Here is a 22,338-nt window from a genome sequence, read left to right on the forward strand (position 1 = left end):
CGAGAGAGCTTTTTTTATAATCTTTCGAATATACGCATCACCTTTCTCCCGTTATCCTGTAGTGACGACGAGCAGCAGATTAATGACGTTATTGTTCGAATGATTCAGAGCGGTCATGGCCGGATTTCTGTGTTTGTTCCGTTTCAAAGATAAGTATATAAAATCAGACGTACAAATAAATTCCTAAAGAAATTTAATAATGTGATATTCCGGAAGCAGATCGTTCTCTGTGGTTGCTGTTTTCAGGTCGTATTCCTCATTTGCTTACAATTTGAAACCGCGGTTTTTGGCCTTAAAACCTGTTTTAGGCCGATTTGTGCGGGATTTGTGGTCCTGTGTCTTTGTAATATATTACGGTTTTTATATTATTATAGGTGTATGCGGCCTTTTTGTGCTATTCATTTCGCTGTAAAACCCTTGCGGATTATTTGGAAAGCATCTTACAAATCGTTACCTGATTTGGATATTAAATTTTTTTGTTTTATATTTGTCCCTGATGGATATGAAACGGAATCATACGATGTTCGGAGAGTGCGGGAACACCTGCGCTCCGACGACGTATGCCGCCCTCTCCGTTATCTTCACGACTGCCGCTACTACAACCCCTGTGGGGGTTTAGTTTGTTTTTTCCGTCAGAAGCATTTCCGTATGCACACCCGGCCAAGGCTGCCGGGGCGGAAACCCGGATTTTCAGTCATAGGCAGTTTAATTCAAAGAAGATTTTACCATGAAACATATCAAGGTTTTCGCCCCCGGAACGGTGGCGAATCTGGGCTGCGGCTTCGACATCATGGGCCTGACGCTCGACGGCGTGGGCGACCGGATCGAGGTCGCCGCCGAAGCGGGCGCGAGCGGGCTTGCGATCCGCAACGAGAGCGGGAAGAGACTCCCCGAAAAACCCGAAGACAACGTCATAACCCCGGCCGTCGCAGCCATGCTCGAAGCGTACGGAAAGCCCGTGCAGGTCGAGATCACGATTCTCGAAAAGATAGCTCCCGGAAGCGGCATCGGATCGAGCGCCGCCTCGTCGGCCGCCGCCGTCTACGGGCTGAACGAACTGCTGGGCCGCCCCTTTGCGGCGGAACGGCTGGTGGAGTTCGCCATGATGGGCGAAGCGCTGATCGGCGGCACGCCCCATGCCGACAACGTCGGGCCGGCCCTGCTGGGCGGCGTGGTGCTGATCCGCGGATACGGGCCGCTGGACATCATCCGCCTGCCGGTACCCGACGACTTTTTCTACGCCGTGGCGCATCCCGACATTGTGGTCGGCACCAAGGAGGCGCGCGAGGTGCTGCCCCGCGAGATTCCGATGGCGCATGCCGTCACGCAGTGGGGCAACGTCGGCGGACTTGTCGCCGGACTGGCGCTGGGCGACGTGGCGCTGATCGGCCGCTCGATGCACGACGTCGTCGCGGAGCCTTACCGCAAGGGGTTCATTCCCGGTTACGACCGTTTGAAGGAGGGGGTGCTCTCCGAAGGTGCTCTGGCCATGAACATCGCCGGATCGGGACCTTCGGTCTTTGCGCTGGCCGCCGAAGGGTCGGTGTCGGAACGGGTCGCCGAGCGGATGAAGAGCCATTTCGCCGGGCTGGGAATCGGCTGCAACATCTATGCGGGCCGCGTGTCGAACCGCGGTGCGCGAATCGAAGAATAAGAAAAGACGAAAACCATGAAATACTACAGCACGAGAGACAAAGCACTTGCACGGCCTTGTTCGCTGCGCGAAGCCGTCGAGGCGGGGCTGGCGCCCGACGGGGGACTGTTCGTCCCCGAACGTATTCCGCAGGCGGATATGGCGGTCGCGGAGCGGCTGGCCGGGGAGTCCTATGCCGCATTGGCGGGGTATCTGGCCGCACTGTTCTTCGGCGAAGATATCGACCGCGGGATTTTGCAGCGCGAGATAGACCGCATCTACGATTTTCAGGTTCCCCTGCGTCCGGTCGGCAGCCGCTATACGCTGGAGCTGTTCCACGGCCCGACGTTCGCGTTCAAGGACTTCGGCGCCGGATTCATGGGCCGCATGGTCGGCCTGCTGGGCGGCGCGGATGAAAAGCTGGTGATCCTGACGGCGACGTCGGGCGATACGGGCAGCGCCGTGGCGCACGGTTTTTACGACGTGCCGGGCGTCGAGGTGGTGCTGCTCTATCCCGAAGGGAAGATCAGCCGCCTGCAGGAGTGCCAGATGACCGCGCTCGGAGGCAATATCCATCCGCTGCGCGTGGGCGGAACCTTCGACGACTGCCAGCGGCTGGTCAAGGAGCTGTTCGCCGACAGCTCTTTCAGGGCCGCACACCGCGTGTCGTCGGCCAATTCGATCAACCTGCTGCGGTGGATTCCGCAGGCGTTCTATTACTTCTACGGGTATTTCCGGTGGCGGCAGGCGTCGGGCGGCGAAAATCCGGTGGTCGTGGTGCCGAGCGGCAACTACGGCAACCTCTCGGCCGGCATGCTGGCGCGCCGCATGGGGCTGCCCCTCGGCGGATTCGTCGCGGCGTCGAACGCCAACGACGTGGTGCCCGAATTCCTGCGGACGGGCGATTACCGTCCGCGGCCGTCGGTGCGGACGCTGGCCAATGCGATGGACGTCGGAGCGCCGAGCAACTTCGAGCGGATGATGTGGCTGTGCGGCGGCGATGCGGACGCCCTGCGCGGCGAATTGCTGGGGTTCCGGTGCGACGACGCCATGATCCGCCGTACGATCGACGGGCTGTACCGGAATTACGGTTATCTGTCCGATCCGCACAGCGCCGTGGGCTATGCGGCTTCCGTGGCCTGCGGCAGGCCGGGGTTTTACCTTTCGACGGCCCATCCGGCCAAGTTCGGCGAGGTCATTTCGCCCGTGACCGGGGCGAAGGTGCCGTTGCCTCCGCGCCTTGCGGAACTGGTGAAGCGTCCGCGGGTTTCGGAGCCGATGGCGGTGGATCTTGGGGCGCTGGAGGAGTACGTCGCCGGAGTGTGAGATTCGCGGCGGTCCCCGCTGGTGTTTCGGTGCCGATGACGGGCGAATGACATGCCGGTGATTTGCCGGTGACGGTTCTACGGCAGGCGGATAGCGGGCGGCGCGATGGCGGAATCCGTCCCCTTCCGGAACTGTCCGCTGCGGCGAGACCGTGTTCCGGAACTGCGCGGCAGGGACTGGCGATGTTCGGTTATGGTCGGGCCGGTTTGGAGCCGAGCCGACTCCCGGCCCCGAAACGGCGGGAAGAATGGAATTGAAAAAGGGTTGCAACGCGGCGGTTGCAGCCCTTTCTTTGTGCGGGATTTCCGGGTTGCGTGCGGAATTCCCTTTTTGTGTGCGTGACTCTCCTTTTGCGTGCGGGGTTCCCGGCTAAATATGCGCGGCGATGAAATCCCCGACCTCGGAGGTCGAATAGCGCCGTTCGCCCTGTGCGGCGAGGTCCTCGGTGACGATCCCTTCGGTGAGCGCCCGGTTTACGGCGTCGCGGACGGCGCTCCCTTCGGCGGTCAGCCCCAGATGTTCGAGCAGCATGGCGGCCGAGAGGATCGCAGCCATCGGGTTGGCGATGTTTTTGCCTGCGGCCTGCGGGTAGGAGCCGTGGATCGGCTCGAAAAGCGCGACTTCGGACCCCACGCTGGCCGACGGAAGCATGCCCAGCGAGCCGCTGATGACGCTGGCTTCGTCGGTGAGGATGTCGCCGAACATGTTTTCGGTGACGATCACGTCGAAATGGGTCGGCTGGCGGATGATCTGCATCGCGGCGTTGTCCACGAACATGAAGTCCAGCTCCACTTCGGGGTATTGGGGTGCGAGCTGCTGCGCGATCTCGCGCCAGAAGCGCGAGGTTTCGAGGACGTTGGCCTTGTCGACTACCGTCAGGTGACGGCGGCGGCTCATGGCCAGCCGGAACGCCACGTGCAGCACGCGCTCGATCTCCTGCCGCGAGTAGGTGCAGGTGTCCACGGCCCGGTCGCCCCCTTCGTCGCGGCCCTGCGGCCGTCCGAAATAGATGCCGCCCGTCAGTTCGCGGACGCAGACGAAGTCGGTGCCCCGCACCACCTCGGCCTTGAGCGGCGAGCGGTCGGCCAGCGTGTCGAAGAGCGCGATGGGGCGCAGGTTGGCGAACAGTCCCAGCGACTTGCGCATGCGCAGCAGCCCCTGTTCGGGGCGTACCGGCGCTTTGGGGTCGTTGTCGTATTTGGGGTCGCCGATGGCGCCGAACAGCACGGCGTCGGCTTCGCGGCAGATTTTGTGCGTCTCCTCCGGGTAGGGATCCCCCGTGGCGTCGATGGCGCAGGCGCCCACCAGCGCTTCGCGGTAGGTGAAGTTGTGCGCATACTTCCGGGCGACGTGGTCCAGCGCCTTGACGGCTTGCGCGATGATCTCAGGACCGATGCCGTCGCCGGCTAAAAGGGCTATGTTAACATTCATGGTCGTTATAGTTTGTTTCGATTATGTTCAGCATTTTGATCGTCGCCTTGATAGCGGCTTCGGTCTGGTCGGCATCCAGACCGCGCGTTTTGAATACCTTGCCGCCCATTTCCCACGTGATGATGGTCTGCACGAAGGCGTCGGTGCGGCCGCCGGGCGGGATCGAGACGGTGTAGTTGCGCAGCATCGGGAACTCGCGCCGGAGCTGGTGCTCGTAGATTTGCCGCAGCGCCCGCATGAAGGCGTCGTACTGGCCGTCGCCGGCCGAGGTCTGCTCGTACTCCCGTCCGTTGATCTCGATCTTGAGCGAAGCCGCGGGATGCAGCCCCTGCGCCAGCGAAAGGCTGTAGTTGAGGATGCGGACCGGATTTTCGGCCAGATCGTAACGCAGTACGTCGGCAATGATGTAGGGCAGGTCCTCGGCGGTCACCAGCTCCTTCTTGTCGCTCAGCTCCACGACCCGTTCGGTCACCTTGCGCATCGAGGCTTCGTCGAGGTCGATGCCCAGCGTTTCGAGGTTCTTCATGATGTTGGCCTTGCCCGAAGTCTTGCCGAGGGCGTATTCGCGGACGCGGCCGAACCGTTCGGGAAGCAGTTCGTTGAAGTAGAGGTTGTTCTTGTTGTCGCCGTCGGCGTGGATGCCGGCGCACTGCGTGAAGACGCTTTCGCCGACGATCGGGCGGTTGGCGGGAATGCGGATGCCGGTGTAGGTCTCGACCATGCGGCTGACGTGGTTGATCTTCGTCTCGTCGATGCCGGTGGCGCGGTGCAGGCGGTCGTGCAGGACGGCGACCGTACTCGACAGCGGTGCGTTCCCGGCCCGCTCGCCCAGCCCGTTTACCGTGACGTGGACCCCGTGGAATCCGGCTTTCACGGCCGCGGCGGTATTGGCGACGGCCAGATCGTAGTCGTTGTGGGCGTGGAAGTCGAAGCGCAGGCGGGGATAGCGCCGCACCAGATCGCCGCAGAACCGTTCGGTGGCGTAGGGATCGAGCACGCCCAGCGTGTCGGGGCACATGAAACGCTGCACGGGGGCGTCGGCCAGTGCGTCGAGCATGGCGTAGACGTACTCCGGCGAATGCTGCATGCCGTTGGACCAGTCTTCCAGATAGATGTTTACCCGCATGCCCCGCGCGACGGCCTTGTCGATCGTAGCGCGGATGTCGCCGAGGTGCTCTTCGGGCGTGCGGCGGAGCTGCTCGCGGCAGTGCTTGAGCGACCCTTTGGTCAGCAGGTTCACAACGCGGCATCCGGCGTCGCCGAGCCAGTCGAGGGATATGCCGCCGTCGATGAATCCCAGCGCCTCGATGCGGTCCGAATAGCCTTTGGAGGCGGCCCACTCGGCGATGCGCCGCACGGCCTCCTGCTCGCCCTGCGAGACCCGCGCCGAAGCGATCTCGATGCGGCTGACGCGCAGTTCCTCCAGCAGCAGCCGGGCGATGGAGAGCTTTTCGCGGGCGTTGAACGAAACGCCCGACGTCTGCTCGCCGTCGCGCAGCGTGGTATCCATTATTTCGACCGGGGGAAGCATCGTCGCGGGGCTATTTTCGGGCGGCTTCGAACCGTCGGATCTGGTCGGAGATGCTGCACAGATAATCCACGTCGTCGTAGCCGTTCTGCAGGCAGCGTTTCTTGTAGGCGTCGATCTCGAACCGTTCGCTGCGGCCCGTGGCTTCGGCGGTCAGCGTCTGCCCCTCCAGATCGACCGTAAAACGGGCCGCGGGATCGTCGGCTATGGCGGCGAAGATCGCCGCGAGGAAGTTGTCGCTCACCGTGATCGGCAGCAGACCGTTGTTGAGGGCGTTGTTGCGGAAGATGTCGGCGAAGAAACTCGACACCACGACGCGGAAGCCGTAGTCGGCGATGGCCCATGCGGCGTGTTCGCGCGAACTGCCGCACCCGAAGTTGCGGCCTGCGACCAGTATGCGGCCTTCGTAGCGGCTGTCGTTGAGCGGGAACGAAGCGACCTTCCGACCCTCGGCGTCGTAACGCCAGTCGCGGAAGAGGTTGTCGCCGAAGCCTTTGCGCTCGGTGGCTTTGAGAAAGCGCGCCGGGATGATCTGGTCGGTATCTATGTTTTCCGTGCGGACGGGCACCGCCCCCGACGTGAAAGTTTCGAATTTGGGTATGGACATTTTTCTTGACTTTTACATTTCAAACACCTTGCGCGGGTCTTCGATGCGCCCGCAGACGGCAGCGGCGGCGGCCACCGCGATGCCCGAAAGCATCGTCCGTGCGCCCGGACCCTGACGCCCTTCGAAATTGCGGTTCGAGGTCGAAACGCAGTATTTGCCCGCCGGAATCTTGTCGGCGTTCATCGCCAGACAGGCCGAACAGCCCGGCTGGCGGAGTTCGAATCCCGCGTCGGCCAGAATCCGGTCCAGTCCCTCGGCCCTTGCGGCGGCTTCGACGCCTTTCGAGCCGGGGACGATCCACGCCGTTATGTTGTCGGCCTTGCGGCGGCTTTCGACCAGCCGTGCGAAAAGGCGCAGGTCCTCGATGCGGCCGTTGGTGCAGCTGCCGACGAAGACGTAATCGACGGGTTTGCCCTGCAGCGTTTCGCCGGATTCGAATCCCATGTATTTCAACGCCTTGTCGTCGGCGTCGGCGGGAATCGCCGCATCGACGGCCATCCCCATGCCGGGGTTGGTGCCGTAGGTGATCATCGGGGCGATGTCGGCGGCGTCGAAGCGGTATTCCTTGTCGAAAACCGCGTCGGCATCGCTGTAAAGTTCGCGCCAGCGGGCCGCGGCCCGGTCGAAAGCGGCGCCCTGCGGCGCGCGTTCGCGGCCGCGGAGGTAGTCGAACGTGGTCTGGTCGGGGGCGATCATGCCGCCCCGCGCCCCGCATTCGATGCTCATGTTGCAGACGGTCATGCGCCCCTCCATCGAGAGGGAGCGGATCGCGTCGCCGGCGAATTCGATGAAATAGCCCGTGCCGCCCGAAGCGGTCAGCCGGGAGATGATGTAGAGGATGATGTCCTTGGCTTCGACGCCCGGCCGAAGCGTCCCGTCCACGGTGATGCGCATGCTCCGCGGCTTGGACTGGATGATGCACTGGCTGGCGAAGACCATTTCGACCTCCGACGTCCCCACGCCGAACGCCACGGCGCCCAGCGCCCCGTGCGTCGAGGTGTGGCTGTCGCCGCAGACGATGGTCATGCCCGGCTGGGTGAAGCCCAGTTCGGGACCGATGATGTGCACGATGCCCTGCCGGGGGTCGCCCACGCCGAAATGCTCGATGCCGAACCGGGCGCAGTTGGCCGCCAGCGCTTCGACCTGCCGCCGCGATTCCGGCTCGGCGATCGGCAGGTGCTGGTCGACGGTGGGGATGTTGTGGTCGGCCGTCGCCGTGATCTGCGCCGGGCGCGCCACGCCGATGCCGCGTCGTTCGAGTCCGGCGAAAGCCACGGGCGACGTCACCTCGTGGATGTACTGCCGGTCGATGTAGAGCACGCAGCGTCCCCCGTCTTCGGTGCGCACGGTGTGCGCATCCCATATTTTGTCCAGAAGAGTCTTTCCCATCTTACGCCTCCTTTTCCTTGCGTTCGGTTACGTTCAGTATGCGCAGCGCGTCGAGGAACGCTTCGATCGACGCCCGTGTGGTGTCGGTATGTGCGGCGAATCCGTGGACCGTGCGGCTGCCGCACTGCACCTGCACGTGTACGCGGCCCACGTCGTTCGACCCCTTGGTGATGGCCTGCATGAGAAATTCCGTGAGCACGACCTTCTCGTTGATGAGAGTCTTGATGGCCGATACGGCCGCATCCACCGGACCGTTGCCCGTGGCGATGGCCATGCGTTCGTGGTCGCCGAACTTCAGCACCACGGTCGCCGTCGGAACGAGCGTTCCGGTGGTCACCTGCAGGAATTTGAGAGACAGGGACTGTTGTTTCATGCGGTCGATGTCGCCCACCAGATACAGCAGGTCGTAATCGTGGATCTCCTTCTTCCTGTCGGCCAGTTCGAGGAACTTGGCGTAGGTGTCGTCCGTCTCCTCCTGCGTGAGGTTGTAGCCGAGCAGTTCGAGCCGGTGCACGAGCGCGGCGCGGCCGCTGCGGGCCGTCAGGGCGATGACCGACTGGTTGAGCCCGACGTCCTGCGGGTCGATGATCTCGTAGGTCTGGCGGTCTTTCAGCACGCCGTCCTGATGGATGCCCGACGAGTGGGCGAAGGCGTTGCGGCCGACGATCGCCTTGTTGGGCTGGACGGGCATGTTCATCAGGCTCGACACGAGGTGCGAAGCCTTGGTGATGAGCTGTGCGTCGATGTTCGTATCGACGTTCAGCTCCTTGTGGCAGCGCAGGGTCATCACCACCTCTTCGAGCGAGGTGTTGCCCGCGCGTTCGCCGATGCCGTTGATCGTCACCTCGGCCTGCCGCGCGCCGTTGAGGATGCCGCTCAGGGTGTTGGCCGTAGCCATGCCCAGATCGTTGTGGCAGTGGGTCGAGATGATCGCCCGGTCGATGTTGGAGACGTGATCGACGAGGTATTTGATCTTCGCGCCGTACTCGCCGGGCAGGCAGTAGCCCGTGGTGTCGGGAATGTTGACCACTGTGGCGCCGGCCGCGATGACCGCTTCGATCACGCGGGCGAGGTATTCCGGATCGGCGCGCCCGGCGTCTTCGGCGTAGAACTCGACGTCCTCGACGTAGCGCTTGGCGTATTTCACCGCCTCGACGGCCGATTCGATGATCTTTTCGGGCGTCGAGCGCAGTTTGTCGTAGATATGCTGGGGCGATACGCCGATTCCGGTGTGTATGCGCTTGTGCTTGGCCAGCCGCAGGGCGTCGGCGGCGACGTCGATGTCTTTTTTCACGGCGCGGGTGAGCGCGCAGATCGTCGGGGCCGAAACGGCCTTCGAAATTTCAAGTACGGAGTTGAAGTCTCCGGGGCTGGAAATCGGGAATCCCGCTTCGATGATGTCCACGCCGAGACTTTCGAGGAGTTTGGCGACTTCGATCTTCTCGGTGGTGTTCAACTGACAGCCCGGCACCTGCTCGCCGTCGCGGAGCGTGGTGTCGAAAATAAAAAGTTTTTCGCACATAATAGGACTTGATCTAACTAACCTTGGCAACAAATATATTAAAAATATTTCCGAATCCCTTCATTCTGCGCAAGTTTCGTTTGCCGCGCCGCCCGCGCCGGAGTGCGTTCGGGCGGGGTTTTCATTACAGATTCGGCGCCGGGGGAGAGCATCCGGCGAAAGTCCGGCGGCTTTGGGCCGGGAGCGCTTACGGATTATAACCTTTCGGAATTTGTCGCACGGCCGCCGATTTGTTGCGGGAAATCTCTTCCGAAGGCCGGATTCGAGCCGGAAGCGGGGAAAAACGACGGGCCGCTCCCCGAAGAGCGGCCCGTTTCCGTAAATACGCTTATGGTTGTTGGCATTTACTTTCTGCGCTGGATGTTGTCGGAGACGGTTTCGACCGTGCAGGGACCGCCGTACGTCACTTTGGCGGCTGTCGAAGCGTTGATTTTCAGACGGCCCGAACACCAGACGTCGGCTTTGGCGTAGTTCGACACCGTCAGGTCGTAATCCGAGACCCGCAGTTCGGGGGCCGAGAAATTCGCGCCCGACGAGACCCGGACCGTGGCGTCGGCGACCTGCGCCGCGCCTTTCAGGTAGATTTTGCCGTAGCTTCCGACGCTCGCTTCGAGCGAACTGCCGCTGAATGTCCCGTTGAACGAGCCGCCGCTGCTGACGGTCAGCTTCGCCTGCCGGGCGTTTACCGTCACCGTGCCGGAGAATTTGGCGTAGCTGTCGATGCGCATCGTCAGCGCGTCGGCGGTCAGCGTACTGCCGACGCTGGCGCCGCTGCTGACCTCGACCGTGAGGTCGGAGGCTTTGATGTCGTTCGAGAATTTGGCGTAACTGCCCACTGTCAGTTTGCAGCTGTTGCGGCACTCCACGGGAGCCTGCGCCGATCCGTAGCTCGAAATCCGCAGCTCGCCGTCGCTGCAGCGCACCGAGCCTGCGAATTTGCCGTAGCTCGACACGTCGAGTTTCGCGGCGCCGGGCGTGTCGATGTCGGCGCTCACCGATCCGTAGCTCGATACGGAGACCGAAACCGACGGACCTTTCAGCGGCATTTTGCAGTTCACCTTGCCGTAGGAGCCTGCCGATATTTCGCGCAGCGAGGCCGATGCGGGAACGGTGACCGAGACCGAGATGTTTTCCGTGCTGTTGGCGTTGACGCGGAATTTCAGCTTCCCGCCGTCGCGCTCCAGCACCAGATAGTCGATGACGTTGTCGTCGGCCGTCACGCTGATGGTTTTGGCCGCGGGGCTGACGGTGATGTCGAAGAACGCTGCGGCCGAGATGCCCGTATAGTCGCCTGCCTTGCCCCAGTCCTGCGTCACCATGCGTCCGCTGCCTTTGAGCCGTCCGCTGCGGGTGCGGCTGCTCCGGTCGAAGGCGGCCCGCTTGATGTTGGTGCCGATCTCGCCTTCGGTGTTGTAGAGCCGGCGGATCTGCTCGGCGGTGAGCACGGCGGCGAATTTGTCCACATAGTCGCGCTTGACCTGCGCCGTGGCGGCGATGTTCGAGAGTTTGGCCTTCAGGCTGTTTTTCTGCGTGGCTTCGTCGGCGCCGGAAGCGCCCGCACGGGCGTCGACGGCTTTGTCGAGCGCTTCGCGGTAGGCCTTGTAGATCGGTTCGAATTCCCTGCGCTGGCGGGTGCTCAGCCCCAGCTCGCGGACGATCTGTTCGCGGGCCGCCTTGTTCAGCTCTTCGAGCGACTGGTTGGCCAAGTCGATGCGTTCCGCCGCATCGATGGCCTGCCGGGCTTCGGTTACGGCGCGCGCGATTTCACGGTCGGAGAGCTCCGTCGCACGGCGCGCTTCGGCCACGGCGCGTTCGATCTCCCGGCCGGTCGTCTCCATGGTCCGCCGGGCTTCGGCCATGGCGCGTTCCATTTCGCCGGAGGAGACGCTCCCCGCGGCGTTCGTCGCTGTGCGGGCCTCGGCCAGCAGTTGTTCCGGTTCGTTGCAGGCCGGTGCGGTGTTTCCCGTCAGGGCGAACAGCAGGGCGCAAAGGAAAAGCAGGATATGTTTCATAGCTGAAATGTTTTTAGAGTTGCTGGTTGTAAAGGATGTCGTCGTAATTCTCCGCGGCGGCCTGTCGCAGCGTCTCGGCCGGGGTCGTGGCGAGCATCTGTTCGAGGTCCGGGGCCGGTGTGTCGGCCCTGCGGGTGCGGTATTCGGTAACGAGCAGGCCCATGACGAGCACGGCAGCCGCGGCGGCGGCCGTCAGGCAGTATCTGCGGACGGTCCGGGGAGGTGATGCCGGGCGGCGGGAGGTCCGGCTGAGGATGCGCTCGTGCAGCGCTTCGAGACTCTGCGGCGGGAGGCGGTAAGGCATTTCCCGGCCGCTGTTTTCAAATTCACGGTTCATATTTCCTGCGTTAGTTTTTCTTTCAGTTTCTGTACTGCATAGTGGTAATTGACCTTGAGCGTCTGTTCGCGCTGTCCCAGCACGCGGGCTATCTGTCCGTAGGACATCCCGTCGTAATAGCGGAGGTTGAAGACCAGACGCTGCTTGAGCGGCAGTTCCAGCACGGCCTGCTGGAAACGCACCTGCATTTGGTCGGCGTCCTCGCCGCACTCTTCCGCCACGCGGCCCGCCAGTGTCCGGCTCACTTCGTCGAGCGAGGCGAACAGTCCCGTTTTGCGCCGCCGGAGCAGCGTCAGGGCCGTGTTCGTGGCGATGCGGTAGAGCCATGCCCCTATCTCGTCGTTCCCGCCCCGGAAGGTGCCGATCCTGTCGTATGCCCGGACAAAGGTCTCCTGCACCACGTCCTCGGCGTCTTCGTGGACCACCACCAGCCGCCGCGCATGCCAGTAAAGCGGACGGAGGTACGCCCCGACCAGCCGGTCGAAGGCCCCGTGCCGGGCGCCGGGGTCGCGCAGCGCCGCAAGCTCTTCTGCCGATATGTCGCGGGTCGTCTCCATGAGGGTTTGTCAATAAGACGCATCAAAGGTGCGAAAGTTAAATCCGAATCCGAAATTTTTCTGCTCCGATGGCGAATTTTCCGCGTCCGGTTTTTGATTCTTGATAATTTGGCTTATCTTTGCGCTCCGAAACAGGCGGAATTGGGGTGCGGCCCGCGAGGTCTCGCTGAGAACCGCCCAAGGTAACACATTAAAAACAAATTGCAATGAAAACCATTTCTGTAAAGGCCGTAAAGCGTGAAGAGTACGGCAAGAAAGCAGCCAAGGCCGTACGCCGCGAGGGCATGGTTCCCTGCGTACTGTCGGGCCACGGCGAGTCGGTCGCCTTCTCGGTGGACCCCCGCGAGATCAAACCCCTGATCTACACCCCCAACTCCTACATCGTCGAGTTCGATTTCGACGGCAAGAAGGAGCAGGCCGTGCTGCGTGAGGCTCAGTTCCACCCCGTCCGCGAGCAGATCCTGCACCTCGACTTCTACCGTATCGCCGACGGCAAGCCCGTTTCGATCGCGATTCCGGTACGCCTGACGGGTAACGCCGAGGGTGTGAAGGTCGGCGGTAAGCTGGCTCTGTCGGCCCGCAAGCTGGTCGTCAGCGCGCTGGTCGAGAACCTGCCCGACGAACTGGTCGTAGACGTGACCACGCTGGGCGTCGGCAAGACGATCTTCGTGGGCGACCTCAAGTTCGAGAACCTGAAATTCGTTACTCCCGCAACTACCGCTGTCTGCGCCGTTCGCGTAACCCGTGCTTCGCGCGGCGCTGCGGCTCAGGATTAGTCCGGTAGCGTATGAAATATCTTATTGTTGGGCTGGGAAATATCGGCGCCGAATATGCCGGGACCCGACACAACATCGGATTCAATGTGTTGGACGCCCTCGCAGAGGCGTCCAACGCTGTTTTTACCACGGCGCGTTACGGCGATGTGGCCCAAGTGAAACACAAGGGCCGCACGCTGATTCTGCTCAAACCCTCGACCTATATGAATCTTTCGGGCAAGGCCGTCCGCTACTGGATGGAGGCCGAAAAGATCGCCCCGGAGAATCTGCTGGTCGTTTCGGACGATATCGCACTGCCGTTCGGTACGCTGCGGCTGCGCCCGAAGGGGAGCGCCGGAGGGCATAACGGCCTGAAGAATATTGCCGAACTCTTGGGAACGGAGAATTTCGCCCGGATGCGCTTCGGCGTGGGCGGCGACTTCCCGAAGGGGCATCAGGTCGATTACGTGCTGGGCGAGTGGAGCGAAGAGGACCGGAAGGCGATGCCCGAACGGCTCAAAGTCTTCTGCGACGCGATTCTGTCGTTCGCCACGATCGGCGTGGAGCGGACGATGAACTTCTTCAACAAGAAGTAGCCGAAAACAAGAATAGATGCCTGCCGGCATATGAAACGGGAAACCGGGCCTTCGTGCTTGCACGGAAAGGCCCGGTTTTTCGTTTTTGTGTATTCCGCAGGAATCTTGTCGTTTTCGGCAGTTTCGCCGTGGAAATCGCGCCGTGCGGTGTGGACACGGCGAATGCGGCGTGATTTCGGGGGCGGAGCGTCGGGCGGTTGGCGGAATGGCCGGCCTGCCGCCTTCGGGCGGCGTCTTGGGCGGCGGATAGCCGTTGCCGGCATGTCGCGGCCCCGCAGCGGGGTGTGCGCCTACTCCTCGTCGTAATAGAGTTCGTCCATCAGGCCGTCCAGCTCGCGGCGCTCCTTCTTGGTGGGGCGGCCCGTGCCGCGGTCGCGGAATACGAAGACGGTCTCGCGCGGAACGTTGAGTTTGTCCAGCTCCTCCTGCGGCGTGACGTTGAGGCAGTACAGGGAAACGTTCTTGGCCGGCTGGCGGCTCGACACGAGGTCGAGGACCTTGTAGGAATAGGTCACCTGCATCCGGCGTACGGCGATCACGTCGCCGATCTTGACTTCGCGTGAAGGTTTGGCGTAGGCGCCGTTCACGGTCACCTTGTTGTTGCGGACGGCGTCTGCGGCGTCGCTGCGGGTCTTGAACACCCGCACGGCCCAGAGGTATTTGTCCAGTCTGATGTCGTCCATAGGTCGTTACTTTTCATAAATGGATTCGCTGCGGGGCGTGTCGTGCGACTGTTCGTCGTTCTGACGGCTGACGCTGAGGATCATGCCCAGAGCGATGGTGGTGAAGAGCGTCGAGGAGCCGCCGCGCGAAATCAGGGGCAGCGTCTGCCCCGTTTCGGGGATCAGGTTTACCGTCACCATGATGTGCAGCAGCGCCTGACAGGTTATCAGCAGCGCCAGTCCCAGCACCAGCAGTCCCGGAAAGGCCGTGCCGCACCGCCGGAAGATTTCGATTCCGCGGAAGAAGATCCACAGATAGAGCATCAGCAGCGCGATGGCCAGCACGATGCCGTACTCCTCGACGAAGAAGGCGTAGGCGTAGTCGCTTTCGGGGTGGATCATCTCCACGCGCATGGCGCTCTGTCCGGCTCCCTCACCGAAGATGCCGCCGTTGTAGATGGCGATCATCGAACGCTCGGTGTCGGTGAGGTGTTCGATCGGCTTGTCGGTCTGCGAACGGGTCCAGAGGTGTATCCATGTCGAGACGCGCCCTTCGGCGGTTTCGCTGCGGCCGAGGTTGAGCGTCATAATGAGGACGATGCCCACGCAGGCCAGCCCGACGAGCTTCATCAGTTCGCCGAAACGGACGCGCCCGATGAGCATCATCACCCACGAGGCGAGGAACACCAGCACGGCCGACGAGGTGTGGGCCGGGAAGATCACGGTGCACGAGACGACCACGGGCATCAGGATCGGCCATGTCCCTTCGCGCCAGATGCGGCGCTGTTCGCGCGACGAACGCCATGTCCAGAACCTGAGCGACGGCACGATGCGGATTTTGTCGATCTTCGACTGGCGTCCCGCCAGCTGGCTGGCGAGGAAGAGCACTGTGGCGACCTTCAGCGCTTCGGAGGGCTGGAACTGGAAGGGTCCCAGCGGAATCCAGCGGGCGGCGCCGTTGGTCGTGGCGCCGATGAAGTAGACGGCGACGGTCAGCAGGACCGAAAGGATGTAGACGGGGCGCGAAAAGAGGTTGTAGATGCGGCAGTTGATCTTCTGCACGGCGACCATCACGACGAGACTGACGATCAGGATCATCAGCTGCTGGCGCAGGAAATGCGCCGTGGTGCGGGCCGTGTGGGCGTCGTAAGCCATTTTGGCCGTCGAGGAGTAGACCACCAGCACCGAAACCACCGCCAGCACCGCGATGATGATCCACAACACGCGGTCGCCCGTGAAAAGCCTGAATTTGGGCTTTTCGGCCGTTTCGCCGCACGCGTTCGCCGCCTGCGGGTTTTCCTCGTCCGCAGCGGTCCCGTACTCGGCTCCGGATCGGCTCTTGCCCCGGCCGCCCCGCCCCTCGCTACCGTGCGGAGCAGTCTCTGCGGCCGCCGCTCCGGCCGTGCGCGGAGCGTTCCCGGCCGTTTCCGACCAAGGTTCCTGCGCCTGCTGCGCGCCCTGTGTCTGTTTCCGTTCGCCGAATTTCATCGCCTTATGCCTTTTCGTTTACCCACGCCTTGAACAGCTCGCCGCGGTTCTCGTAATTTTTGAAAAGGTCGAAGCTTGCGCAGGCCGGGGACAACAGCACCGCGTCGCCGGGCCGTGCGGCGGCTTTGGCCGCCGTCATCGCGGCGTCGAGCGAATCGGTGGAGATCACTTCGGGCACGACGCCCGTGAACTCCCGGAGCAGTTTGGCGTTGTCTATGCCCATGCAGACGAGCGTGTGCACCTTCTCGCGGGCGAAATCCTTGAGCGGCCCGTAATCGTTGCCCTTGTCCGTACCGCCGGCGATCCACACCACGGGGCGTTTCATGCTTTCGAGCGCATAGTAGACCGAATCGACGTTGGTGGCCTTCGAGTCGTTGATCCACAGCACGCCGCCGCTCTCCCTGACCGGTTCGAGCCGGTGCTCGACGGGCGCGAAGCCGTAAAGCGAACGGCGGATCGCCGCCGGAGCGATTCCCGCCGCGAGGGTTGCGAGCGCCGCCGCCATGGCGTTGTAGGCGTTGTGCAGGCCCTTGATCTGCAGTTTCGCGGTGTCGATCTCGACCGAGGCCTTTCCGACGGCCGCCGTGAATTTGCAGTCGCAGAGGAAAGCGTCTCCCGCGCCGCTGGCCACGGCATTTTTCGCCGCGAAGGGGAGCTGCTTCATGCGCAGGTCGTATTTCGGAAGCTGCTGCCAGATCACTTCGTCGTCGCCCGAATAGACGAAATAGTCGCGCGAAGTCTGGTTCTGCGTGATGCGCATCTTCGAATCGGCGTAGTTCTGGAAGCAGTGGTCGTAGCGGTCGAGGTGGTCGGGCGTGATGTTCATCAGCACGCCGATATGCGCCCGGAACTTGTACATGCCGTCGAGCTGGAACGAGCTTAGCTCCAGCACGTACCAGTCGTAATCGCCCGTGGCGACCGAGTAGGCGAAGCTCTCGCCGATGTTGCCGCCCAGAGCGACCCGCATCCCGGCGTCGCGCATGATCTTGTATATGAGCGACGTGGTGGTGGTTTTGCCGTTCGAGCCGGTGATGCAGATGCACTTCGCCCGGCCCGTGTAGCGGCCTGCGAACTCTATTTCGGAGATCACGGGAATGCCTGCGGCGCGGAGTTTTCGCACCAGCGGCGCCGTTTCGGGGATGCCGGGCGACTTGACGACCTCCGCGGCGTCGAGGATGCGCTCTTCGGTATGGCCGCCCTCTTCGTAGGGCACCTGCCAAACGTCGAGCTTGGCCTTGTAACGGTCGGCGATCCGTCCCGCATCGGAGAGGAAGACGTCGAACCCTTTCTTCTTGGCGAGGATCGCGGAGCCGTATCCGCTGATGCCGCCGCCCAGCACTGCTATCTTTTTCATGATTACCGGATCTTTAACGTTACGAGGGTGATGGCCGCCAGCAGCAGCGAGATGATCCAGAAACGCAGGACGATCTTGGTCTCGAACTGTCCCTTCTTCTGGAAATGGTGGTGTACGGGAGCCATCAGCAGCAGGCGGTGGCCTTCGCCGTATTTGCGCTTGGTGTATTTGAAGTAGCCGACCTGCATCATCACCGAGAAGCTTTCGACCAGAAAGACGCCGCACAGCAGCGGCAGCAGCAGCTCCTTGCGGATGCAGAGGGCGAAGACGGCGATGATGCCGCCGATCGACAGCGAGCCGGTGTCGCCCATGAAGATCTGCGCCGGGAAGGAGTTGTACCAAAGGAAGCCGACCAGCGCGCCGACCAGCGCCGCGGCGAAGACGACCAGTTCGCCGCTGTCGGGGATGTACATGATATTGAGGTAGTCGGCGTATACGATATGTCCTGAGAGATAGGCCAGTACGCCCAGCACCGCCACGATCGGCACCGAGACCCCCGTGGCCAGACCGTCGAGTCCGTCGGTGAGGTTGGCGCCGTTGGAGACGGCCGTCACCACGAAGATGGCGACCAGCACGTAGAGCAGCCACGTCATCGTCGTATTGCCGCCCGTGAGCCAGCCGTAATCGAATTCGTTGTCTTTGATGAAGGGAATGGTCGTCTGGGTGGTCTTGAGGCTTTCGGAGCTGAGGACCACGTTGCGGTGTACGGTTTCGAGCACGGAGCCGTCCTCGTTCATGTAGACCGTCTGTACGGGCTGTACGACTTTGTCGCGGACGACGATCTCCTGCGACACGCACATCGTCGTGCCGACGATGATGCCCAGCCCGACCTGTCCCACGATCTTGAAACGGCCCTTGAGCCCCTCCTTGTTGTGGCGGAAAACCTTGATGTAGTCGTCCAGTCCGCCGATCAGTCCCAGCCATACGGTCGAGACGATCATCAGCTGGATGTAGATGTTGTCGAGCCGTCCGAGCAGAAGGATCGGAACCAGAATCGCCAGCAGGATGATCACGCCGCCCATGGTGGGGGTGCCGCGCTTCTGGAGCTGTCCCTCCAGACCGAGGTCGCGGACCTCCTCGCCGATCTGCTTGCGGCGCAGGAAGTCGATGATCTTGCGGCCGAAAATGATGACGATCAGCAGCGCGAGGATGATCGACGCCGCGGCGCGGAACGAAATGTACTGGAACATGCCCGAACCGGGCAGGTTGTAGGCTTCATCCAGATACTTGAAGATGTAATAGAGCATATTGTTCGTTGGGTTTTTATTTGCCGAATGAATCGAAGGCTTTGCGGACCTCCTCCCGGTCGTCGAAGGGGTGTTTCACGTCGCCGACGATCTGATAGGTTTCGTGGCCCTTGCCCGCCACGAGCAGGATGTCGCCCGGCTGCGAGAGCATCACCGCCGTGCGGATGGCTTCGGCGCGGTCGGCGATGCGCAGGAAGCGCGCGCCGGGTTCGAGTCCCGCCGCCATCTGGTCGAGAATCGCTTCGGGCGACTCGTGGCGCGGATTGTCCGACGTGAAGACGGCCGTGTCGGCGTACCGCACGGCGATCTGCGCCATTTCGGGCCGCTTGGTGCGGTCGCGGTCGCCGCCGCAGCCGCAGACGACGATCAGCTTCTGCGCCGGGGTGCGGATCTCCTCGATGGTGCGGATCACGTTTTCGAGCGCGTCGGGCGTGTGGGCGTAATCGACGACGGCCGTGACGCCGTTTGCGCTCCGGACCAGTTCGAAGCGGCCGCTGACCGGGTGCAGCATGCTCGCCGCGCGCAGCGTTTCGCCGCGGTCGAAGCCCAGCAGAACCGCCGCGCCGTATACGGCCAGCAGGTTGTAGGCGTTGAAGCGGCCCACCAGCCCGACCCATACCTCCTGTCCGTCGATGCGCAGCAGCATGCCGTCCGGGTGCATTTCGACGATCTTGCAGCGGAAGTCGGCCATCGAGCGCAGCGAGTAGGTGTGTATGGCCGCGGCGGTGTTCTGCACCATCACGCGGCCGTTTTTGTCGTCGGCGTTGGTCAGCGCGAAGGCCTCTTTTGAGAGTGAGTCGAAGAAGAGTTTCTTGGCGCGGATGTATTCGGCGAAGGTCTTGTGGTAGTCGAGGTGGTCGTGGGTGATGTTCGAGAAGATGCCGCCCGCGAAGTGCAGCCCGCGCGTGCGCTCCTGCACGATGGCGTGCGACGAACACTCCATGAAGCAGTACTCGCACCCCTCGTCGGCCATTTCGCGCATCATGGCGTTGAGCCGCACGGGGTCGGGCGTGGTGTGCGTCGCTCCGACGGTGCGTTCGCCGACCTTGTAGACCACGGTCGAAATCAGTCCCGCCTTATGACCCAACGCCCGTACGAGGTCGTACAGCAGCGTCACGGTCGTGGTCTTGCCGTTGGTGCCGGTGATGCCGACGAGTTTCAGCGCGCGGCTGGGGTGGTCGTAGAACGCCGCGGCCATGTCGGCCAGCGCGCCTGCGGCGTCGGGCACCGCGACGTAGACGACGTCTGCGGCGGTCTGTTCGGGCAGGCGTTCGCAGACGACTGCGGCGGCGCCTTTTGCGACGGCGGCGGGAATGAAGTCGTGCCCGTCGTTCTGCGTGCCGCGCACGGCGAAGAAGCAGTCGCCCGGCCCGACGGCACGCGAGTCGTAAACCAACCCGGCGACGGCGGCCGAATCGTCGCCGTGCAGCGCCGTGACGGGGGTATTTCGGAGAAGTTCTTTCAGTGTTTTCATAAACCGTTGTCTTTTGTCGTATTCGCCCCTTGGGCGTCTTTGTCGCCGCGGTCCGCGGAATTCGGAGCGCAGGCGCTTCCGCGAACGCGTCCGGAAGCCGGGAAAGTCTCCCTGCGGCGCGGCGCCGGGGTGAATATCGTCAGTTCTTTCATCTTAGTTCAGCGTTATGGCGACCGTCGCGCCCGGCGTGATGCGCGCTCCGGGAGCGACGCTTTGCCGGACGACGGCTCCCCGGCCCGAAAAGCGGACCTTCAGGCCGCGGCTTTCGAGTACGAACAGCGCGTCCTTGAGTCCCATGCCCCGCACGTCGGGCATCGTGCCCGTTTCGGCCGGAAGGCTCGTGATGACCACGTTCGAAAGGCTGTCCACCTGCACGCGGCCCCAGCCCGTGCGGTGGTCGAACGAAGCGCGGGGCGAAAGCTTGTCCGCCACGCGGCGGATCTGGGCGATGTCGCCGCCCTTGATCCGGTCGGGGTGGCGGCGCGGGCCGTGCCGCTCGACGCGGCCGTACCAGTCGCGGTTGCGGTTGTAGATGTAATCGACCATGCGTTTGACGACCGGACCCGCCAGCGGACCTCCGTAATAGGCCTTGCCGGCCTGCGCACGGGTTTCGATGGTCGTCAGCACCGTGTAGCGGGGATTGTCGGCCGGGAAGTAGGCGATCATCGAGCCGAGGTAGTAGCGGCCTTCGCGGCTGCGGGCGTCGGTGATCTGCGCCGTGCCGGTCTTGGCGGCCACGCGCAGCCGGGCGGTGTCCCTGAAATAGAGGCTGGCGGTACCCTCTGTGCAGACCAGTTCGAGACACCGCTGCACCTCGCGCAGCGCCGAGCGCGAGCAGATCGACGAGGCGAGGGTGCGGCTTTCGAACCGCTCCTCGACGCGGTCGCCGCGCCGCAGTTCGCGCACCAGCACGGGTGAGATCATTTTGCCGCCGTTGGCGATGGCGTTGTAGAAGGTGATCATCTGGATCGGAGCCAGCCGCACGCGGTAGCCGTAGCTCATCTTGACCAGCATGACGCCCGGATCGGGAACTTTCCAGTCGGTGGTGATCGACGGGGCGCGCTCGCCCAGCCGTTCCAGTCCGACGGTCTGTCCGAGACGTAGTTTTTCGTGGAGGAAGTCGCTGTACTCCTGCTTCTTGCCCGTGATGCCGTAACGCTCCCAGATCGCCTTGGCGAAGTAGACGTTCGACGACGAAGCCACGGCGCGGCGGAAGTCGATGACGTGGTCGCCGCGGTGCGAGTCGCGGATATTCTTGGCCGGGCCTACGGTCACCGGGTCGCCGTTGTGGGTGTCGTAGGCGGTCTGGGGAGACATGTCGGCGTCGTCGAGCAGCGTGAGCATCGTCGCCAGCTTGAAGGTCGAACCCGGCTCCATGCTGCGCCCCAGCGCGTAATTCTCGCGTTCGTAAAACGCCCCTTCGGTCCCCGCCCGGCCCAGATTGGCCATGGCGAGGATTTCGCCCGTATGGACCTCCATGACGATCGTCGTGCCCCAGATGGCGTTCTGGGCTTCGAGCTGGCGCCGCAGCGCCTTGTCGGCGACGTCCTGCAGGTCCAGATCGAGCGTGGTCACCACGTCGTAGCCGTCTTCGGGGTCCTCGTGGCCGCCGCCCGCGACGCGGCCGTAGAAGCCTCTGGCGATGCGTTGCCGCAAGGCTTTGCCGTCGCGGCCCGCAAGCTCTTCGCGGTAGGCCTCCTCGAGGCCGTAATTGCCCTTGTCGCCCGTCAGTCCGATCGTGCGGCGCGCCAGTTCGCCCTGCGGGTAGACCCGCTGGTCGCGTTCGACGAGCCGGTAGACCATGCCCATGTTCCAGTTCAGCAGCGGATAACGCCGCAGGGTCTGCCATTCGGCGTAGTCCACTTCGCGGGGGAAGATATTGACGGGCGTGTGGTCGCGGATGGTGTCGTAGATGCGGCGCGTGGCAAACTCTTCGCCGCGCAGACGGTCCATCAGGCGCGAGAACCACCCTTCGGAGCGCAGGTAGGTCGTGTCGCGTCCGTTGACGAGCCGGTAGTGGCGGGCGTGCTCCTCGCGGAATTTGCGGCTGTATTCGGCGGCGGACTTGTCCCGGAAGAACGCCGCGAGGAGTTTGGCCAGCGAGTCGCTCTGTTCGCGGAAGGTTTTCAGCGAATCGAGACCCGGCGAAGCGAAGTCGAAGGCGGCCTGATAGCGGAAGATCGAGGTCGCCAGCGGCGCGCCGCCGCGCGAGAGGATGCTGCCGCGCTGCGCCGGAATGGTCTCCTCGGTGAAGATGCGGCTGGCCAGCCGTTCGGCGTTGTAGGCCACTTCGGAACTGAAGAGCTGCACCCAGACCAATCGTCCGAGCACGACGGCCCCGGCGAGTATGAACAGCACGTAAAGCAGCCGTACCCGCAGCAGAATGTCGCTTTTGATCTTCGAACGTTCCTCTTTCATCG

Annotated in this window: 18 protein-coding genes; 4 read left to right on the forward strand and 14 right to left on the reverse strand. The window is 63.0% G+C overall.

Translation table 11 applies throughout. The annotated features are described in order from the left end of the window. Positions 1-727: 727 nt before the first annotated feature. Together HMPREF9720_RS14325 and thrC are read left to right on the forward strand one after the other, a co-directional pair. A complete protein-coding gene (locus tag HMPREF9720_RS14325; RefSeq protein ID WP_009599107.1) occupies positions 728-1,654 on the forward strand; it encodes a homoserine kinase in 927 nt (308 codons plus the stop codon). Positions 1,655-1,669: 15 nt separating this feature from the next. Beyond that, positions 1,670-2,959 (forward strand): threonine synthase, encoded by a 1,290-nt coding sequence (gene thrC / locus HMPREF9720_RS14330; protein WP_009599086.1) that lies wholly within the window; start codon positions 1,670-1,672, stop codon positions 2,957-2,959. 369 nt (positions 2,960-3,328) lie between these two features. Here thrC and leuB read toward each other — a convergent pair whose 3' ends face one another. The 8 genes from leuB to HMPREF9720_RS14370 form a co-directional block, all read right to left on the reverse strand. Then, complete coding sequence (gene leuB / locus HMPREF9720_RS14335; protein ID WP_009599112.1) at positions 3,329-4,390, reverse strand: 3-isopropylmalate dehydrogenase; 1,062 nt, start codon at positions 4,388-4,390, stop codon at positions 3,329-3,331. Further along, complete coding sequence (locus HMPREF9720_RS14340; protein WP_009599096.1) at positions 4,380-5,921, reverse strand: alpha-isopropylmalate synthase regulatory domain-containing protein; 1,542 nt, start codon at positions 5,919-5,921, stop codon at positions 4,380-4,382. The genes leuB and HMPREF9720_RS14340 overlap by 11 nt, the downstream gene beginning before the upstream one ends. Before the next feature lie 10 nt (positions 5,922-5,931). Then, the gene (gene leuD, locus HMPREF9720_RS14345) at positions 5,932-6,525 is read right to left on the reverse strand and encodes a 3-isopropylmalate dehydratase small subunit (protein WP_009599091.1); all 594 of its coding nucleotides are present in this window, start codon (positions 6,523-6,525) and stop codon (positions 5,932-5,934) included. A 12-nt stretch (positions 6,526-6,537) separates the two neighbouring features. Further along, on the reverse strand, positions 6,538-7,914 hold the full coding sequence (leuC, locus tag HMPREF9720_RS14350; protein ID WP_009599154.1) for a 3-isopropylmalate dehydratase large subunit: 1,377 nt from the start codon (positions 7,912-7,914) through the stop codon (positions 6,538-6,540). 1 nt (position 7,915) lies between these two features. Beyond that, positions 7,916-9,436, reverse strand: a complete 1,521-nt coding sequence (locus tag HMPREF9720_RS14355) for a 2-isopropylmalate synthase (protein ID WP_009599102.1) — start codon at positions 9,434-9,436, stop codon at positions 7,916-7,918. A 344-nt stretch (positions 9,437-9,780) separates the two neighbouring features. After that, positions 9,781-11,448 (reverse strand): GIN domain-containing protein, encoded by a 1,668-nt coding sequence (locus HMPREF9720_RS14360; RefSeq protein ID WP_009599137.1) that lies wholly within the window; start codon positions 11,446-11,448, stop codon positions 9,781-9,783. A 13-nt stretch (positions 11,449-11,461) separates the two neighbouring features. After that, positions 11,462-11,785: a hypothetical protein gene (locus tag HMPREF9720_RS14365; RefSeq protein ID WP_009599099.1), complete on the reverse strand. Its 324-nt coding sequence runs from the start codon at positions 11,783-11,785 to the stop codon at positions 11,462-11,464. Continuing rightward, positions 11,782-12,342, reverse strand: coding sequence for an RNA polymerase sigma factor (locus HMPREF9720_RS14370; protein ID WP_009599118.1), 561 nt, complete (start codon positions 12,340-12,342; stop codon positions 11,782-11,784). Before HMPREF9720_RS14370 ends, HMPREF9720_RS14365 begins: the two co-directional genes overlap by 4 nt. A 206-nt stretch (positions 12,343-12,548) precedes the next feature. Here HMPREF9720_RS14370 and HMPREF9720_RS14375 point away from each other — a divergent pair, with 206 nt between their 5' ends. Both HMPREF9720_RS14375 and pth read left to right on the forward strand, forming a co-directional pair. Next, positions 12,549-13,118 (forward strand): 50S ribosomal protein L25/general stress protein Ctc, encoded by a 570-nt coding sequence (locus tag HMPREF9720_RS14375; protein WP_009599152.1) that lies wholly within the window; start codon positions 12,549-12,551, stop codon positions 13,116-13,118. Between the two features lie 11 nt (positions 13,119-13,129). Beyond that, positions 13,130-13,693: an aminoacyl-tRNA hydrolase gene (gene pth, locus HMPREF9720_RS14380; RefSeq protein ID WP_009599113.1), complete on the forward strand. Its 564-nt coding sequence runs from the start codon at positions 13,130-13,132 to the stop codon at positions 13,691-13,693. Positions 13,694-13,983: 290 nt separating this feature from the next. Here the strand turns inward: pth and HMPREF9720_RS14385 are convergent, their stop codons facing one another. The 6 genes from HMPREF9720_RS14385 to HMPREF9720_RS14410 form a co-directional block, all read right to left on the reverse strand. Further along, on the reverse strand, positions 13,984-14,376 hold the full coding sequence (locus tag HMPREF9720_RS14385; RefSeq protein WP_009599111.1) for an RNA-binding S4 domain-containing protein: 393 nt from the start codon (positions 14,374-14,376) through the stop codon (positions 13,984-13,986). A gap of 6 nt (positions 14,377-14,382) precedes the next feature. Continuing rightward, positions 14,383-15,843 carry an FtsW/RodA/SpoVE family cell cycle protein gene (locus HMPREF9720_RS14390; protein WP_009599084.1) on the reverse strand — a complete coding sequence of 487 codons (1,461 nt, stop codon included), beginning with the start codon at positions 15,841-15,843 and terminating at the stop codon, positions 14,383-14,385. Positions 15,844-15,847: 4 nt separating this feature from the next. Next, positions 15,848-17,197 carry a UDP-N-acetylmuramoyl-L-alanine--D-glutamate ligase gene (gene murD / locus HMPREF9720_RS14395; RefSeq protein ID WP_009599136.1) on the reverse strand — a complete coding sequence of 450 codons (1,350 nt, stop codon included), beginning with the start codon at positions 17,195-17,197 and terminating at the stop codon, positions 15,848-15,850. Positions 17,198-17,199: 2 nt separating this feature from the next. After that, positions 17,200-18,444, reverse strand: coding sequence for a phospho-N-acetylmuramoyl-pentapeptide-transferase (gene mraY / locus HMPREF9720_RS14400; RefSeq protein WP_009599171.1), 1,245 nt, complete (start codon positions 18,442-18,444; stop codon positions 17,200-17,202). Between the two features lie 16 nt (positions 18,445-18,460). Beyond that, on the reverse strand, positions 18,461-19,918 hold the full coding sequence (locus HMPREF9720_RS14405; protein WP_009599120.1) for a UDP-N-acetylmuramoyl-L-alanyl-D-glutamate--2,6-diaminopimelate ligase: 1,458 nt from the start codon (positions 19,916-19,918) through the stop codon (positions 18,461-18,463). A 153-nt stretch (positions 19,919-20,071) separates the two neighbouring features. Continuing rightward, the gene (locus HMPREF9720_RS14410) at positions 20,072-22,336 is read right to left on the reverse strand and encodes a penicillin-binding protein (protein WP_009599098.1); all 2,265 of its coding nucleotides are present in this window, start codon (positions 22,334-22,336) and stop codon (positions 20,072-20,074) included. Positions 22,337-22,338: the final 2 nt, after the last annotated feature.

The organism is Alistipes sp. HGB5, assembly GCF_000183485.2.
Taxonomy (GTDB): Bacteria; Bacteroidota; Bacteroidia; order Bacteroidales; family Rikenellaceae; genus Alistipes; species Alistipes finegoldii.

What these genes read in the sequence shown, in the direction of transcription:
- HMPREF9720_RS14325 (WP_009599107.1), top strand. Translation starts at nt 728, where the DNA reads ATGAAACATATCAAGGTTTTCGCCCCCGGAACGGTGGCGAATCTGGGC.
- murD (WP_009599136.1), bottom strand. Translation starts at nt 17,197, where the DNA reads ATGAAAAAGATAGCAGTGCTGGGCGGCGGCATCAGCGGATACGGCTCC.
- HMPREF9720_RS14340 (WP_009599096.1), bottom strand. Translation starts at nt 5,921, where the DNA reads ATGCTTCCCCCGGTCGAAATAATGGATACCACGCTGCGCGACGGCGAG.
- HMPREF9720_RS14365 (WP_009599099.1), bottom strand. Translation starts at nt 11,785, where the DNA reads ATGAACCGTGAATTTGAAAACAGCGGCCGGGAAATGCCTTACCGCCTC.
- leuD (WP_009599091.1), bottom strand. Translation starts at nt 6,525, where the DNA reads ATGTCCATACCCAAATTCGAAACTTTCACGTCGGGGGCGGTGCCCGTC.
- mraY (WP_009599171.1), bottom strand. Translation starts at nt 18,444, where the DNA reads ATGCTCTATTACATCTTCAAGTATCTGGATGAAGCCTACAACCTGCCC.
- HMPREF9720_RS14375 (WP_009599152.1), top strand. Translation starts at nt 12,549, where the DNA reads ATGAAAACCATTTCTGTAAAGGCCGTAAAGCGTGAAGAGTACGGCAAG.
- HMPREF9720_RS14370 (WP_009599118.1), bottom strand. Translation starts at nt 12,342, where the DNA reads ATGGAGACGACCCGCGACATATCGGCAGAAGAGCTTGCGGCGCTGCGC.
- HMPREF9720_RS14385 (WP_009599111.1), bottom strand. Translation starts at nt 14,376, where the DNA reads ATGGACGACATCAGACTGGACAAATACCTCTGGGCCGTGCGGGTGTTC.
- HMPREF9720_RS14390 (WP_009599084.1), bottom strand. Translation starts at nt 15,843, where the DNA reads ATGAAATTCGGCGAACGGAAACAGACACAGGGCGCGCAGCAGGCGCAG.
- leuB (WP_009599112.1), bottom strand. Translation starts at nt 4,390, where the DNA reads ATGAATGTTAACATAGCCCTTTTAGCCGGCGACGGCATCGGTCCTGAG.
- thrC (WP_009599086.1), top strand. Translation starts at nt 1,670, where the DNA reads ATGAAATACTACAGCACGAGAGACAAAGCACTTGCACGGCCTTGTTCG.
- HMPREF9720_RS14355 (WP_009599102.1), bottom strand. Translation starts at nt 9,436, where the DNA reads ATGTGCGAAAAACTTTTTATTTTCGACACCACGCTCCGCGACGGCGAG.
- leuC (WP_009599154.1), bottom strand. Translation starts at nt 7,914, where the DNA reads ATGGGAAAGACTCTTCTGGACAAAATATGGGATGCGCACACCGTGCGC.
- HMPREF9720_RS14360 (WP_009599137.1), bottom strand. Translation starts at nt 11,448, where the DNA reads ATGAAACATATCCTGCTTTTCCTTTGCGCCCTGCTGTTCGCCCTGACG.
- pth (WP_009599113.1), top strand. Translation starts at nt 13,130, where the DNA reads ATGAAATATCTTATTGTTGGGCTGGGAAATATCGGCGCCGAATATGCC.
- HMPREF9720_RS14410 (WP_009599098.1), bottom strand. Translation starts at nt 22,336, where the DNA reads ATGAAAGAGGAACGTTCGAAGATCAAAAGCGACATTCTGCTGCGGGTA.
- HMPREF9720_RS14405 (WP_009599120.1), bottom strand. Translation starts at nt 19,918, where the DNA reads ATGAAAACACTGAAAGAACTTCTCCGAAATACCCCCGTCACGGCGCTG.